The following is a 15,109-nucleotide window of genomic DNA, read 5'->3' on the forward strand; positions in this document are numbered from 1 at the left end:
ACACCGAACGAAGTAGAGTCCGAGTGGTTTCAGCGGAATCAGGCAGCGTAGGAAAGACAAGAATCCGCTGTCCGAAATTCTTCCGGCCCCTCAAATCGGCTTCTTCGAGCAACGACACCGGCTGCCACGGCGGTGCAAGCCGCGCGAATGCACCCGGACGAGCGAACCACGCGAACACCTCGGATCGAGGAACCGCGACTACGGTCGAACACTCGATGCTCATCCCCCGACCGTACGCACCGGCCGCGGCAATCCGAACGACCAGACGCAAGGCACGCCCACCGTCGAAACAGGACGTTGTCGTGGCGGCCTGTTCCCCAATGAGGGGTGAGACCGGTTCAGTACCAAATGACACGAGTTATGGGTGGATGGCAGATACGCGCGACCCGCACGGTGCGGGCCTCACTGCGGGCCTGCTTCCTGGCCGGGACGGCCGTGAGTGCGGCGTGCCTTCTTCATCTCGGCTTCGTAGACGTGGCGGCGGCCTCCCAGCAGTTTTGTCACGTGCTTCACGTTCAACACCGCGGAACAGGAGCTCATGCTGCGCCATTACGGCGACGAACTCTGCGCCGCGGGCAACGGAGCAGGCCGATGACGACCCTGGCGTAAATCCGCATCGCGCCTCAGGCGTTGCACATTGAGACGATGAACCGACCGCTCACCACGGTCGATTCGATCAAGCGGAGCCCGGCGGCCGCGGCGATCTCGGCGGCCATGTTCCAGCCGACTCGAGCCCAGAGGTACCACTCGCTGGCGATGAGGTCGCTCTCCCACCGGAGGCACTCGGTTCGGATCTCGGTCTGTGGAGAATCGAGCTCCGCGATGACGATCCCGCCCGGAGCGAGAAGTTCGCGAGCGCGGCGCAGTATGCGCACCGGTTCACCGCCGATGCCTATGTTTCCATCGGCCAGGAGCACCCGTCCCCATGCACGTCCTGGCAGCGGCGCGAATACGTCACTGCGGAGCGCGGTCCCTCCGCGGCGAATGGTCATCTCGACCGCTGGGGCGGAAATGTCGACGCCGAGAGCGGGAACCCCGCGCGCAGCCAGTGCTGCGGTGAGTCTTCCTGGGCCGCATCCGAGATCCAGTGTCGGCGCGGTGCAGCCCTCGAGCAGTTTCTCGTCGGCGAACCGGTCGGCCGGTGTGGATGCCTGCCCACCGAGCCATCGGCCGGTGGGCAGTAGCAGACGGTGACCGAACGAATCGACGGCCCAGCACCGCTGCCCTGACAACATCTGCCGGTAGAGCACGTCGTTGGCGACCTCGCGCTTCGTGCCGGACCCATCGCCGATCCTGCTGCGCCCTGGTTCTGCATCGATGGGCGATTCTGGATGGGGGTCACCAGAGGTGGCGTATCTCACGCGGATCGCTCCCTGTCTGCTCTCGGACCTGCTTCGGTTGTTTTCCTAGTTTTTCCTGGTGATCGCTTCGCGGAGATGCCGAGCCGAGTGGCGTAGACGACCGCGCTGAGGCCGAACAGCACCGCGGTCAGCAGCAGCCACCGGCCGAAATACGGTTGCTGGGTCTGACCGGTTGCCGCTAGGTAGGTCGCCTGGCCCTGTTGGATGATTCCGGGAAAGAACAGCAGCAACAGCAGACCGCTTCCTAGGAATGGAACGCGAATGTAGTTGAGGGCTGGGACTTCAGGCCGCCTCGTGGACCTACGGCCACCCACTGCGCGTAATCCGGCGCTCAGCGATCTGTCGGCGAGGGCGTAGAGCGGGAACAGCAGCAGGTCGTGGGCGATGATCGCGCCGAGGAACCACACGAGGATCGACTGCCACCACACGTCGGGATTCCACAGGGCCTTCGGCCCGATCAACGCGATGACGTAGCCGACGAGCGCGAAGCAGGCCAGCGAAGCGAGCAGGTGCAGCGGATGCGCCCCGTAGAAGCGCTTCATACCGGTCACGATCGTGCCCATATCAGCTCCGGAACTCGATCGAGTGGACCCATTTGGTGTTGTGCACCCCGGGCAGCGCCGGGACGATGACCCGCGCGGGATAGCCGTGATCGAGCGACAGGTCCGCCCCGTTGACCCGTAATGCGAGTAGCGAGTCCGGGTGCAGGACCTGATTGCCCTGCAGCGTGGCCGCACGGAACGGTCCGTTGCTTTCGAGGGAGACCACATGCGCCGAGTCCGGGTTGCGCACGCCGGCACGTGCGGCCAGATCACGCAGCCGCACGCCGGTCCACGTTTCAGTCGTGGACCACCCCTCGACACACGCGATCGGAAGCGACGCGGTGTGTTGATCCATATCGGCCAGCGTGACGCGATCAACGGTGACAATTCGCGGCCCGCCGGTCAGGGTCAGCTGCCAGGCCGCACCGGTAGCCGTAGGGTCGATCGCCGCGGTTGCCGCGGTGCGATTTACCGGAAACCCGTTGGGGCCGGGTCCGACTTCGCGACCACGGGGCACCAGCAACGCGGCTCGGCGGGTGACTCCACCGACCGTCTGGCCGGCCGTCAAGACCAACACCAGTAGCGACCCCCCGCCAACCAGTGCGAGCGCGCCTCGGCGGCTGATCGTGGCGGGTGCGGGGTCTTCGGCGACCAGACCATCCGGGTCGAGCGGTTCGGGCCGGGTGTCGGATCGGGAGGTGCGCAGTTCCCGGCGTAGCGACCGGGAACGCAGGCCGGCGACCATGCGGGGCAGTTTGACGGCGACGTGCATCAGGAATCCGGCGATGAACACCCACGCCCCGTAGTAATGGGCGGTGTAGAAGCTGAACCCGAAAAGGTAGTCGTACTGGATGTTCAGTACCCCGGTGGCTATCTCGAACACGATACCGCCGACCAAGAGCAGCAGCGAAAGTCGTTCGATGACCTGCGCGGCCGAGCGCGCGGGCGGCCACGTGAAGAGCCGGGGCATCACCGACCACAGCTTCGCCAGCACCACCGGGATGATGATCAGACCGATACCCACGTGCAGGCCCTGGGTGAGCCGGAACAGCCAGGAAGGCCGCGTCGGCCAGTCGAAATACGGTAAGTGCAGCCACCCCACATCGGTGGGCAACGCCTGACCGAACTGTGGGCCGTAGGCGATGTAGTCGAGCAGCCCGGTAACGATGACGATCGGCAGAGCCAACAAGAGCACCGCCCCGAAAACCGCGGTCAGCCACGGTCCTCGTAACGGGCTTCGCCAGGTCCGTGGCCCGGGAAGCCCCGGAGGACGGTGGCGCTGCACCGCCTCCCACAAGCGCGCAGGGGAACCGAAGCGAGAGGTTTCGTCGCAGACGTCCGAGTCCCGCTCGGCCGGGTCCCGGTCGGGTCCGTGGTCTTGCGTATTCGAAACGTTCACAGTCTCGAGCACCCCGCTCGGTCCAGAGGAAACCAGCAGTGAATTGCCACAGCGCCACATGAGCCGGTTCGATCCAACCCGACCGACTCCCGCCGCACCGACAGAATCGCTTACTCGACGTAGAGCGTGATCCTCTCGATACCGACAAGAAGCCCGTCCTTGACCGCATCCGGTCTGGAACGTCTTGTTGCACCATCAGTACCCGCGCATGGTACGAAGGCGCACTACAAACACTGGCCGACCTACCCGACCTGCCACAATGACTCCCGGTCCCGGGCATACACCCGGATCGGGTCACACTGCTTCACCGGCAGGACGACGGCAGAACCATCATCAACACCATTTCGGGACCAAACCGGGGGGTAAACGGGGGGTGGTCAAAATAAGACAGGTCAGGCCCGGCACTAGACCGGGCCTGACCTGGAGTTTCAGGTGGAGCTAAGGGGACTCGAACCCCTGACCCCCACACAGCCGACCCAGACACACTGCATCCACCGATTCGGAACGATTGCATCTCCGACAGTTATAGCCGACCAGTGTCAATTCCCAACAGATGGGAACTACGACGGCCAATACAGGCACGCCGCGACCCCTAGATCTGATATTCACCCATGATGACCAGGTGTTTTCCAGTTGCCCATGTTTTGTGTGTCCTGCCGAGGGCACAACCTGCGACAGCGTTTCCGCAGGTCAACCGGACTTAGCGATCCGCGAACGACCTGAGAATCGTCAACAGAACCGAATATGTGCAGGTCAAACGGTTGCCTCGGTTCGCCCCTCGAGGAAACACAAAACAAGGGCAACTGGGCCTGCAATTCACCGGAATTCAGGTCGACCGGCTTCGAAGCGGCCTACCTACCACCTCAGAAGTGCAGGGAGAGCTGCGCCGCAGCGATGCGCTCTGGTTCCGTGAAATTCCGCCTGCACTCGGCATTGCATGAGCTCGACTGACCTGCGTGCCGTGGTGGCCCGAGCCGTTGTAGCGGTGGGTTGTTCAGGAAGTACGGGCAGGGCGGGGATGGGTTTCATACATCCGTATCCCGACCCCAATGGCTGCGGCGGCGCTGACGGCGGCAACTACCCAGATGGCGGCGTGGAGTCCCATGGGGTCGGCGGCGATTCCGCCGAGGACCGCGCCCACGGCGTAGCCGAGGTCGCGCCACCCCCGGTAGACACCGACGGCCCCGCCCCGCCAAGTGGGGTGGGCGACGTCGCCGATGACGGCGAGCAGGGTCGGGTACACCATGGCCGTGCCGAGCCAGAGCAGCATGGTCCCGGCCGCCCATCCGCCGAACCCGTTGGAGTAGGCGATGAGCGCGAGTGCGGCGGTTTGTAGCGCCATGCCGCTGGTGATGAGATCCCGGGCGATCAGCACCGTCCTGGTCGCCACCACGGTCGGCGCCGGCGTGGGACCGAACCTGGTGACCTCGATGTCGAATCTGGCTGAAAACTGGGAGATTCCGCCGCTGTCGGGGCCGTTCGCGCTCTCCGTCTCGCATGCGCCTTGGCGGGGCTGGTGCTGTGGGTGCTGCTGCGGCCCGACCCGCTACGCCTGGCTCGGGCCTGCTCCGAGGCGGTTGAGGAGAGCGCCGACGTTGTCACCGCGACAGCGGCGTCCCGGACATGGACGGGGCCTGTGGTGCTGGGCGCAACCGTGATGGTGCTGACGCAGCTGGTGATGGTCGCGATCATGACCATGACCCCGATCCATATGCAGCACCACGGCCACAGCGTCGGCGCCGCCGGATTCGTCATCGCCGTCCACGTCGCGGGCATGTACCTGCCATCGCTGCTGTCCGGCGCGCTCGTCGACCGATTCGGCGCCGGACTCGTCGGCGTGGCCGCGGCCGTCACCAGCGCCGACCTTCTCCGTCCCGGACTCACCACCCGTGCCACCGCCGAACCCGAACCCGGTCCGCGCCATCGGCACAATCGGCAGGCCCTCCGCGGAGATAGGCACCCCGAAAGCCCGCCGCACCGACGCCTTCCCACCCAGCTGCTCGGCCAGCCGATCCAGCAGCCGGGCCGCCATCTCCGCCTGCCCACCGATCACGCCGACAGGCTCGTTGCTGGACAGCAGCAGACTGAAGTTCTCCTCAACGTCCTGCGATGGCAGGATGCCACACAACGCCCTCCATCTACGCGGTCGGCGCCACTACCGCGCACCCCCTGTCTTGCCGTCCGATGGCACGTCGCCGATTAGGCGGTCAGCACAGCTCGGCAGCACCGATGTCCCCATCGCCGATACCGGTGATTCTCGTGGGGCAGCCGAATGGCAGTGCACCGACTTCGGAGAGTTTGTGCAGCTCATCAGCTTCCGCGGCTACGTTGACAGACTGCGACAGGTGTTGTGCACGACTCTGGTCGGACACAGACGTCGTTGGAACGCGATGTTGCCCAGCCGCTCAGCCTGCCCGTCGGCGGCCGGTTCCGGACCGCCAGCTGGCGAGCGGCGGCGCTGCTGCTCCGGAACGACGACCGCCGTCAATCGCAGCGTTGCCCGGCACGGTGCCGCGACTTCAGGTCTTGTGAGCCATATCCACTGAACACGCCAGCACTCATCGGACCGGCCCGATTATCCTCACCTTCGCGAAGCGTGGGAAACGCCGGCGAACCGAGCCTGGAGTCGCCGCCCACCGTGTGGTCCCTGCTCAGACCTGGTTCGCGCCTCCGTCGACATAGACGTTCGCGCCGACGACATAGCTGCTCTGTTCCGAGGCCAGAAAGGCCACGACTGCCGCGGCTTCCTCAGGCTGTCCCATGCGGCCCCTGGCCACGGTTGCGGCGACATTCTCCTTGACCGCCCGAGCGGTCTCCTCGTCGCCGAAAGCGGCGGTACCCCCGGGAGTCTCGATCCATGCCGGCGAGACCACGTTGACCCGGATACCACGGCCCTTGAGCTCGTTGGACCACGTCCGCGCGAAGGACCGGACGGCCGCCTTAGACGCCGCGTACGCGCCGAAAGCCTCCACACCACGATCGCTGGCAGTCGAACCAAGCAGGACGATCGAGGCTCCGTCGTTGAGCAGCGGCAATGCTTTCTGCACGGTGAACAGTGTGCCTCGGACGTTGACCGCGAAGGTCTGGTCGAAGTGCTCCTCGGTGGTCTGCTCCAGTGTCACGAATGCACCGACCGCCGCGTTCGCGACAAGCACATCCAAACCCTTGCCTCGCGCCTGGACCGCCTCGTAGAGCCGGTCCAGGTCCTCCGGCTTCGAGATGTCGCCGACGACCGCGGTGGCTCGGTCTGCTCCGATAGTTTTGACGGCGGCCTCCAGTTCGGCCTGGCGCCGGCCGGTGACGAACACGTACGCGCCCTCGTCCGCGAGCCGTACCGCGGTTGCCAGACCGATCCCGCTGCTTCCTCCGGTGACTACCGACGTCTTGCCTTCCAGCTGTCCCATGTGGGTGTCTCCATCTCTCTCGATACTTCGGTGACCGCGAGTACCTGCCCTATCGTGGTGGCGCTACTCGCGTCGGATCTGTGAACAAAGGGGGTTCGGCGGCGTGCTCGGCGTTCGCGTCGAGCGGCGCCCAGGACTCGTAGGTGACTTGCTCCAGAGGTAAGGGTTTGCCTGCGGCGACGATCGTCTGTGCGGGTCGGTTGCCACCGAGGAGGAAGTCGATCACCGGGCGGTCGACTTCCACTGTGCCGTAGGGGAAGACGCCGTGGATGCTCTCGTTGTCGACTGCGATCAGGCTGGTGTTCGGCAGCCCGGTGCCGGCCGCCCGGCCCTGTTCGAACGGCGTCATCGAGTCGAGTTCGCTCTGCAGGACGATGGTCTGTGGGAAGCTGTCGTCCGGGGTCGGCATCTTCGAATCGGTCGGCCAGAACGCGCACGTCGGGGTGACCAGCAGCCCGAACTGCTCCGACAGCGGCGCGAGGGGCGCCGTGCGCTCATGGAACTTCTCCCAGTAGTCGAGACCCTGCGTCCACTGCCCGTCCGTGCAGGCGGTGAACTCGATGACATAGTCGAACGTGCCCCGGATCGGTTTCCCGGGCTCTTCGTGACTGGCCGCCGCCAGACCGGCGAGCCTGTTGTGCGCGGCGACGATCAGGTGGTCGGGCAGGTCCACCTGATCGATGATGCGGGCGGCCGATTCCACCGGAACGACCGACTCCGCCGCTGCTTCGGCTTCGGCGATAATGCTCACTACGAGGCTCCCCGCCGCCGGATACCCGATGGGGTTCGAGAATGCCACGGGGCCGTTCACAGCGTTCCAGGCATAGCGTGCCGCGAGCGTGCGTTCGGGCGTGCTTGTCGCCGCGAAGTAGCGTCGCCAGATCGCTTCTGGATCCGTCCCGAGCCCGAAGGTCGCGTCATTGCGCGCGATCCAGTTCAGCATGTGAAGGCGGAACTGGCGATCGCGGCCTTCGTGGGCCGCGTTGTACAGGACCTGAATCGATTCCTGGGTCGAATCCGTCGCGGAGTCGAGGACCATCCGTTCGATGTTGTCGGAGAACAGGCTGCCATACCATGTCCCCAGCCAGGTGCCGTACGAGTAGCCCATGTAGGTCACCGTCTCGAGTCCGAGGAGATGACGGATGAAGTCGATGTCGTAGGCGGCCTGTTCGGTCGTCATCGTCGCCACCTCGGGATCCTGCGAGCAGGCCTCGCCGATGGCCTGCGCCGCGGCCGTCGGACCGTCGGACGGATCGTATTCGTATTCGCAGTCCGCGTGGCTGGATCGGCCGAGGCCACGCTGGTCGAAGCTGACGTAGTTCGTTGTCGGACGCAGCTGCGGGGTGTACATCTGGACAGCGGTGCTGTAGGAAAGCCCGGATGCGTATGGTCCACCTGGATGCGTGATGATCGTGGTGTGATACTCGGGGTCCGCGGGATCGAGGTTGCGCGCCTGTGAGATGCGAACATCCCAGGTGACTTCCGGATCGGGATCCAGCCAGTCCCGCGGCACTTTCATCGTCGCGCATTCGACATTGGACACGTCCGCTCCCGGAAGGGGTGGGCCGTCGTCGTTGAAATCGCAGGCCTCCCAGACCAGTTCTTGATCGGCGAGCGGGCCCGCCAGCGCCGCGACATCGGGTGTCACCGGATCGCGGTTTTCCATTGCCGCCGTGTCATGGCGACCGGTCCACGTGACGATCGAACCCGTTGCCAAGGCAATGGCGGTAACTGCCGCAACCGCGACACCCGCAATCAGCGGCCTCCGTCGACGGCCACGCTCAGCGCTGTACAAGCTTGATTCCCCCTGAGGCAAGTTCCGATCTCCTTGTCGGTTCGAGGTACGTCACGGCAGATGCGAGGGCAAGAGCACGACGTCCGTAGGCGGCGCGGATCGCACCGCTACCGCGAGTCGAGGTGAGGGCTCATAGCGTGCACGTCAGTTCGTCGGCGGGCAGCACGCGATCGATCAGAGGCGAAGTTGGTGTTGAACGCCTCCGCCGTCGGCCCGCCTGTCACCGACTTGGTGTACTCGGTTTGGAGGAGAACCGGCCGGAGGCCGGGCCCCGCCACAGAGTTTCGTGGCGACAGGCACCACCTTGCCCGGTGACGGATGACAGAGCCGCCTCCACAGCGGTGCCCGGGACGGCGAGCAGCACCACTTCCGAGGCGCCGACGTCGCCACTCCGCAGCCGCGCCACCTGGTGCCCGGCCCGTTCCCACAGGTCGGCCAGCTCGCCGATGTTGCCTCGGCCGATCACGGTGATGTTCGTGCTTGCCTCCTTGCCGGGCTGATATGCGATGGAGACCGGTCATGTCGAACCGAGACCGACTCCGACCAGCTTCGCCGGGGCAGGCCGCAACGTCTCCCGTAGCCTGAAACCGACCGTACGGCCGCCGCCGAGTGGGCGTCCAAGACTTGTTCGGACGCCTATCGGTAGGATGTGTCTATCAATATCAGCCCCGCCTGCTCCGCTACTACATGGCCGTAGCCGAGGGTCGCGCGGCCACCCGTCTCTACATCGCCCAGCCGTCCATGAGCCATCGGATCCGCAAACTCGAGGAGACTCTCGGAACCCCGCTTTCCGTGCGTTCGAGCCGCCGGGTGCAGCTCACCGCCGCAGGCCGGACAGTGGCTCGCGAGGCGCCGGTAGCGCTGGCCGCGCTGAAACAAGCTGTGCAGCTCACTCGGCTGGCCTGGGCAGGGATCGCGACGACGATCCGGTTGGGCTATACTCCGGTCACCGGCTTCGACACGCTCACAACTCTTCTGGATGCGCTCCGCGAAGACCACCCCGAATTCATGGTCGACCCTCGAGAGTTTCAGCGCCGAGATACCCGAACGCCTCCGTGCCGGCGACCTGGACATCGGTCTCGCCCTCTCACCGCAGCCCCTCAACGGGGTAGGTGGCGAAATCCTCCGCAAAGAGCCCGTTTCCGCACTCCTCAGCACTCGCCACCGCCTCGCTGACACCGAGGATCCCGGTCACGGCCCTCCGTGACGAAACGCTGCTCCTGTTCCCTCGCCACCTCGCCCCGGCCTACTACGACGGCATCGTCGCCGCATTCCATGCAGCGGGCTTCTCACCCGAGATCTGCGCATTCGACGAACCGCCGGGATACGCCATGCTCGCCCGGCTCGCCGGCGGACGCGAGGTCGGCTTGGCCCCCGCATCATTCGCCGAGCACGCCGCGACGACCGCCGCCGGCATCATTCTTCGCGACATCGTCGATCCGCCGATCCTGGCAGAACTCTCCATGCTGTGGCCCGCGAACGACCCCTCGCCCGCCATCGCAGACGTCCTCGTCACCGCCCGACGATGCGCTGAACACAACAAGTGGCTACGCAACCCCGTCACGTAGTGCGAATGCTGCGACCCACACTCTCGACCAACGAACCAAAGCTACCGGCTCACCCGAACTGCGCAAACACAACCCACACAACGGCATCGACAAACAACTCAGCGAAAGATCCGGCGCTCGAGCGCGTAGCCCGAAGCCACTGCCGCACACCTGCCTACGGCCATGAAATAGCGGAGCAGGCGGGGGCTGATATTGATAGACAAATCCTACCGATAGGCGTCCGAACAAGTCTTGGACGCCCACTCGGCGGCGGCCGTACGGTCGTTTCCGGGCTGCGGAGACGTTCCGGCCTGCCTCATCGAACGTGTGAGCTGGGCGGTACGACGACTCGTGGGCCGGGAGGAGCAGCAGGATGTTCTCGCCGCTGAGGGATCGACGCGGTCGTCGGTGACCTCGCCCTCATGAGCTCGGTGGGTCTCGCGTCCGCACTGACGGATGCCGAGGTCGTCGTTTTCGCGGCGGGATCGAACGGCGGCGCTGCCGAGGCGACCCGGACCGATGTCGTCTCGCTCGGTCCAGCGGAACTCCACGGCCAGGTCCCCCGGCGCGGATGTCGCCGAGACACTGGCCGCCCTGATCCACGAGCCGCGGATCGGCCGCCAGATCCCCGAGCTCAACACCGGGAACACCCGATCCCGGACGCCGTGCGACGCAACATCCGCTGAGACGGGAAGGACACCGCGACGATGACCACGCCTCCGTCCTCGGTGAGCAGGTTCCGCCTCATCCCGATGGCACCCCGCGACCCGAACGAGCAGGGCCGGTCGGCCAGCATGCTCGAGCTGTTCTTCGACCTCGTCTTCGTCGTTGCGGTAAGCATCGCCTCGGTCCAACTTCACCATTCCCTGACCCAGGGGCACGTGCTCAACGGCCTGGCCGCCTACGGTCTAGTGTTCTTCGGGATCTGGTGGGCCTGGATGAACTTCACCTGGTTCGCCACATCCTTCGACACCGACGACTGGCTCTACCGCGCGCTCACCATTGTCCAGATGGCCGGCGTGCTCGTGCTCGCCACCGGGATCGAGCCGACCTTCACCGACGCGGACTACACCCTGCCGGTCCTCGGCTTTGTGGTCATGCGCCTGGCCATGGTCGCCCAGTGGCTGCGCGCTGCGCGCTCTCACGCGTCCATCCGCCACACCGCCCAGATCTACGCCGGGGGAATCGCGGCGGTCCAGGCGCTCTGGCTCCTGCAGCTGACACTGCCCGAAGTACCAGGCCTGATCTCGCTGGTTCTGCTCATCGGCGTCGAAGTCGCGATCCCGGTCATCGCCCAAAGACGCGGCACCATCCCGTGGCACCCCCACCACATCACCGAGCGCTACGGCCTGTTTACGCTCATCCTGCTCGGCGAGAGCCTGCTCGCCTCCTCCAACGCGATCATCGAGGCCGTCCACGACTCCGAAGCCCTCGGACCGCTGATCTCGATCGCCGCGCTCACTTTCGTCGCGACCGCCGCCCTGTGGTGGATCTACTTTTGGCCGCCCCACCACCGGTCCATCACCAGCTTCGGCGAGTCGCTGCGCTACGGCTACGTCCACTACTTCGTGTTCGCCGCCGCCGGTGCGTTCTCCGCGGGCGTCGAGGTTGAGATCGACGTCCTGACCGAGCGCAGCGAGCTCAGCAACCCGGCCGCCTCCTTCGCCGTGACCGTCCCGGTCGCGATCTTCCTGGCAGGCATCTGGTGGATCGCAATCCGAGACCACGCCGACCGGCTTGTCAACACAGTCGTCCCTCTGGCCACAGTTCTGGTCCTGTGCGACCCGCTCATCGCGTTTCCCGTCACGCTGACCGCCGTGGTCCTCATGCTCGTCGTCGTTGTCCTGGTTCTGCAGCCACCCGTGAACACACCTGGGAGAGCGCGTGATACGTCCCACCGATGATGTGCGCCCCGTCATAGATCCTTGGGGGTGCCGTGGGCACACCCGGAAGGGGCCGTTCCATGCGTTCACCTGATCCCAGCCACCTTCATCCCAGCCACCCAGCAACCGTGAGTCCTGCGGTGCGGCCCCGCCCGTCTGCGGTCGATACCTCACGCCCGTTCGGCGCCCACCTGCGGATGCGCTGGTGGAAGCCGCTCGTCCTCGTGCTGGTGACGCCGGTCGTCCTCCTGGTCCTCCAGGTGCTGGCCTACCGGCTCGTCGGCGTCGTCGAGGGCAGCGACGACCCGCTGTCCCCGGAGCTCACGCCGTTGAAGTCCCTCGCCGTCAACCTGGCCACCGCCGTGACCGGGCTAGTCGCGGTCCTGTTGCTGGTGTGGATGACCCAGGTACCGTGGCGCGCCCTGTTCAGCTGGCGGCGCGCGTTCGACCGGCGCCGTCTGGCCCACTACTCGATCGGCGCGGCGCTGCTGGTGGGGGCCGGAGCGGCAGTGGTGGGCGTTGCCGCACCGCAGTCCACCGGCTGGACGAGCTTCGCGGTCAGCGGCACGACGATTGCCTTCCTGGCGGTTACCGTCCTCACCACGCCCCTCCAGTCCGCCGGCGAGGAACTGGTCTACCGCAGCGTCCTGCTGCCCGCGGCCGCGAGCTGGGTGCGCCCGGTCCGGCCGGCCCTGGCCGTCGGGCTGGTGGTGTCCGCCCTGGGCTTCGCAGTGGTCCACGGCTCGACCGACCCCTGGTTGGGCGGCTATTTCGTCGTCGTCGCGGTCAGCACTGGGCTGACGGCGATCATCAGCGGCGGCATGGAGGCGCCGCTCGCCTTCCACGTCGTCAACAACGTCCTCTTCGGCATGATCGGCAACGTCCTGTCCGGCGGGGGAACCACCACCCTCGACCGCGCCACCGACACCGGCGACGCGTCCCTGCTGGCCCTCTTCGCTGTCAACATCGGCATGGTCGCCCTCGTCGCGACGTACGAACGACGTTGCCGACGGCACAGCAGCGAGATTCGCACCCACCGATCGGAAGGAACTCTATGACGACCCCGCCGCCAATGATCGCCGTCGAGACCTTCGTCGGCGTGCGCGCCCGAGCCGGGCCTTGGTTCATCAACCCGGACAGCAACATCGAGCTGTAGTCCCAGACCTCGTACGTCTCTTGGCTGCGGCGGTTGCGATGTCGTGTTGCTTTGCGGGTCGCCGTGACCGCCTTCCCCTCTGCGGGCTGAGCACGCCCTCGATCGCGTCGCTCTGGAAGTCGCCGAAGCGCTCGACACCAATGTCAGCCGACTGTTCTCCGACGGGCCGGACGGTACCGCGATGCCGCAGAGCACCGGCCGGGAGCTCGACCCCGAGACTGTGGAGCCCGGACCTCGGCCGCGCGCACTACGTGGTGTGGGCATGTAGCCAGCCGTTGCGTTCGGCGCAGCGCCGGGCGGTGTCGAGAACGCTCGCAAGGGATGGCGACCGATCGTGCGCGGACCACAGCATCGAGAGTTCCGCCATGATCGGTGGATCGATGATATCGCGAACGACGATGCTGGTACTGCCCTGCGCCGCGTGCTCCGCGAACGATGCCGGGGCCAAGCCGACCACGCGTCCGCTGGAAAGTCGGAGCATGGCTTTTGCCGGTGGTTCCTCGTATGCGCGGATCTCGGGTACGAAGCCCGCTTCGCGGCATGCGGCAACGATACCGTCGTAGTACGCCGGGGCGAGGCGGCGGGGGAACAACTGCAACGTTTCGTCGCGCAGGGCCGTCACCGGGATCGCGGGGGCGGCAGCGAGGCGATGGCGGGTGCTCAGGAGTGCGGAAACGGGCTCCTCGCGCAGGATCTCGCCCGCTACTCCGTCTACGAGTTGCGGTGCGAGGGCGAGGCCGATATCCAGGTCACCGGCCCCGAGCCGTTCGGGGATCTCGGCGCTGAAGAACTCCTGGGCATCGACCGTGAAGCCGGGGCGGTCTTCCTGGAGCGCATCCAGCAGCGTCGTGAGCGTGTCGAGGCTGGTGACCGGCGTATAGCCCAATCGAATCGTCGTCGCGACTCCGGTCCCGGCCAGCTGGGTCTGCCGCACCGCATGCTCCAGCGCGGCCAGTGCTATCGGTGCCTCGCGAACCAGGGTCCGGCCCGCGGCGGTGAGCTGCACCCGACGGCTCGAGCGCACGAACAACGGGGTTCCGAGGGTCTCCTCGAGTTTGCGGATCTGATGGCTCAAGGAGGGCTGGGCGATGTAGAGGCGCGAGGCTGCCCGGCCGAAATGGAGTTCCTCGGCTACGGCCATGAAGTAGCGGAGAACGCGGGGGCTGATATCGATAGATAAATCCTACCGTTGCGTGCCCGAACAAGTCTTGGACGCCCGCCCCACGGCCGCCGTACTGTCGTTTCCGGGCCCCGGGAGGCGTTGCAACCTATCCCGTAGGTCCTGGTCAGAGCCGGTATCGGTTCAGTTCATCGCACAGAAGGAAACAGCGTGACGCGCACCGCCAAGGTCGGACTCGAAGCACTGCTCACCCCCGAGGAGAGCGTTCTGGTGCTCATCGACCACCAGCCCTTCCAGTTCGCCAATCTCCACAGCCACGAACCAGCCATGATCGTCAACAACGTCGTCGCCCTGGCCAAGTACGCGAAGGTGTTCGACGTCCCCACCGTGCTGACAACGGTGATCGAAGAGCGCGGCGGATACCTCATCAAGGGCCTGCAGGACGTCTTCCCGGAGCAGAAGCCGATCAACCGCACGCTCGTCAACACCTGGCAAGACCGTAACGTCGTCGATGTCGTGGAGAAGACGGGGCGCAAGCAGTTGATCCTCGCCGGGCTGTGGACGGAGGTCTGTGTGGCCATGCCCGCTATCCAGGCGCTGAGTGAAGGATACGACGTCTTCGTCGTCACGGATGCCTGCGGCGGTGCCAGTGCCGAATCGCACGATATGGCGGTGCGTCGCATGGTGCAGGCCGGGGTCGTCCCCGTCACCACGATGGTCGTGGCCAGCGAATGGCAGCGCGATTGGGCCCGTGAGTCGACCGTCCCCATGCTGGGATCGGTCCTCAGCGAGCACGGCGGCGCCACCGGGATCGCACTCACCTGGGAGCAGCAGCTACTGGCCACACCGGCCACTGTCGGTGGCCGCTGAAAAGCGCCGGCGGCCGCTGAGCAGGAGGCGGG

12 protein-coding genes and 2 pseudogenes are annotated in these 15,109 nt (G+C 66.0%); 6 read left to right on the plus strand and 8 right to left on the minus strand.

Going from position 1 to position 15,109, the window contains the following annotated elements:
• From ACFWPH_RS33330 to ACFWPH_RS33350, 5 genes and pseudogenes are all read right to left on the minus strand, one after another.
• Positions 1-223, minus strand: a pseudogene (locus ACFWPH_RS33330) (hypothetical protein); the annotation flags it as partial.
• A gap of 400 nt (positions 224-623) precedes the next feature.
• Complete coding sequence (locus tag ACFWPH_RS33335; protein WP_378756275.1) at positions 624-1,361, minus strand: class I SAM-dependent DNA methyltransferase; 738 nt, start codon at positions 1,359-1,361, stop codon at positions 624-626.
• Positions 1,358-1,924 (minus strand): hypothetical protein, encoded by a 567-nt coding sequence (locus ACFWPH_RS33340; RefSeq protein ID WP_378756276.1) that lies wholly within the window; start codon positions 1,922-1,924, stop codon positions 1,358-1,360. The genes ACFWPH_RS33335 and ACFWPH_RS33340 overlap by 4 nt, the downstream gene beginning before the upstream one ends.
• 1 nt (position 1,925) lies before the next feature.
• A complete protein-coding gene (locus ACFWPH_RS33345; RefSeq protein WP_378756320.1) occupies positions 1,926-3,200 on the minus strand; it encodes a molybdopterin-dependent oxidoreductase in 1,275 nt (424 codons plus the stop codon).
• A gap of 1,096 nt (positions 3,201-4,296) precedes the next feature.
• Positions 4,297-4,665, minus strand: a pseudogene (locus tag ACFWPH_RS33350) (MFS transporter); the annotation flags it as partial.
• Positions 4,666-4,827: 162 nt separating this feature from the next.
• On the opposite strand from ACFWPH_RS33350, the gene ACFWPH_RS33355 reads away from it, so the two are divergent.
• Positions 4,828-5,505: a hypothetical protein gene (locus tag ACFWPH_RS33355; protein ID WP_378756277.1), complete on the plus strand. Its 678-nt coding sequence runs from the start codon at positions 4,828-4,830 to the stop codon at positions 5,503-5,505.
• Positions 5,506-5,953: 448 nt separating this feature from the next.
• Here ACFWPH_RS33355 and ACFWPH_RS33360 read toward each other — a convergent pair whose 3' ends face one another.
• Entirely contained in the window at positions 5,954-6,706 is a 753-nt protein-coding gene (locus tag ACFWPH_RS33360; RefSeq protein ID WP_378756278.1) for an SDR family NAD(P)-dependent oxidoreductase, read from the minus strand.
• 49 nt (positions 6,707-6,755) lie between these two features.
• Entirely contained in the window at positions 6,756-8,372 is a 1,617-nt protein-coding gene (locus tag ACFWPH_RS33365; RefSeq protein ID WP_378756279.1) for an alpha/beta fold hydrolase, read from the minus strand.
• An 816-nt stretch (positions 8,373-9,188) separates the two neighbouring features.
• Between ACFWPH_RS33365 and ACFWPH_RS33370 the strand changes: the two genes are divergently transcribed.
• The 4 genes from ACFWPH_RS33370 (at position 9,189) to ACFWPH_RS33385 (ending at position 12,989) form a co-directional block, all read left to right on the plus strand.
• Positions 9,189-9,677 (plus strand): LysR family transcriptional regulator, encoded by a 489-nt coding sequence (locus ACFWPH_RS33370; RefSeq protein WP_378756280.1) that lies wholly within the window; start codon positions 9,189-9,191, stop codon positions 9,675-9,677.
• Positions 9,614-10,069 (plus strand): LysR substrate-binding domain-containing protein, encoded by a 456-nt coding sequence (locus tag ACFWPH_RS33375; protein ID WP_378756281.1) that lies wholly within the window; start codon positions 9,614-9,616, stop codon positions 10,067-10,069. The genes ACFWPH_RS33370 and ACFWPH_RS33375 overlap by 64 nt, the downstream gene beginning before the upstream one ends.
• Before the next feature lie 686 nt (positions 10,070-10,755).
• A complete protein-coding gene (locus tag ACFWPH_RS33380) occupies positions 10,756-11,952 on the plus strand; it encodes a low temperature requirement protein A (RefSeq protein WP_378756282.1) in 1,197 nt (398 codons plus the stop codon).
• A gap of 107 nt (positions 11,953-12,059) precedes the next feature.
• Positions 12,060-12,989 carry a CPBP family intramembrane glutamic endopeptidase gene (locus ACFWPH_RS33385; RefSeq protein WP_378756283.1) on the plus strand — a complete coding sequence of 310 codons (930 nt, stop codon included), beginning with the start codon at positions 12,060-12,062 and terminating at the stop codon, positions 12,987-12,989.
• A gap of 345 nt (positions 12,990-13,334) precedes the next feature.
• On the opposite strand, the gene ACFWPH_RS33390 is transcribed toward ACFWPH_RS33385, so the two are convergent.
• Complete coding sequence (locus ACFWPH_RS33390; protein ID WP_378756321.1) at positions 13,335-14,261, minus strand: LysR substrate-binding domain-containing protein; 927 nt, start codon at positions 14,259-14,261, stop codon at positions 13,335-13,337.
• A 156-nt stretch (positions 14,262-14,417) separates the two neighbouring features.
• On the opposite strand from ACFWPH_RS33390, the gene ACFWPH_RS33395 reads away from it, so the two are divergent.
• Positions 14,418-15,077 carry a hydrolase gene (locus ACFWPH_RS33395; RefSeq protein ID WP_378756284.1) on the plus strand — a complete coding sequence of 220 codons (660 nt, stop codon included), beginning with the start codon at positions 14,418-14,420 and terminating at the stop codon, positions 15,075-15,077.
• The last annotated feature ends 32 nt before the right edge of the window (positions 15,078-15,109 follow it).

The organism is Nocardia sp. NPDC058499 (assembly GCF_042719915.1).
Lineage (GTDB): Bacteria > Actinomycetota > Actinomycetes > Mycobacteriales > Mycobacteriaceae > Nocardia.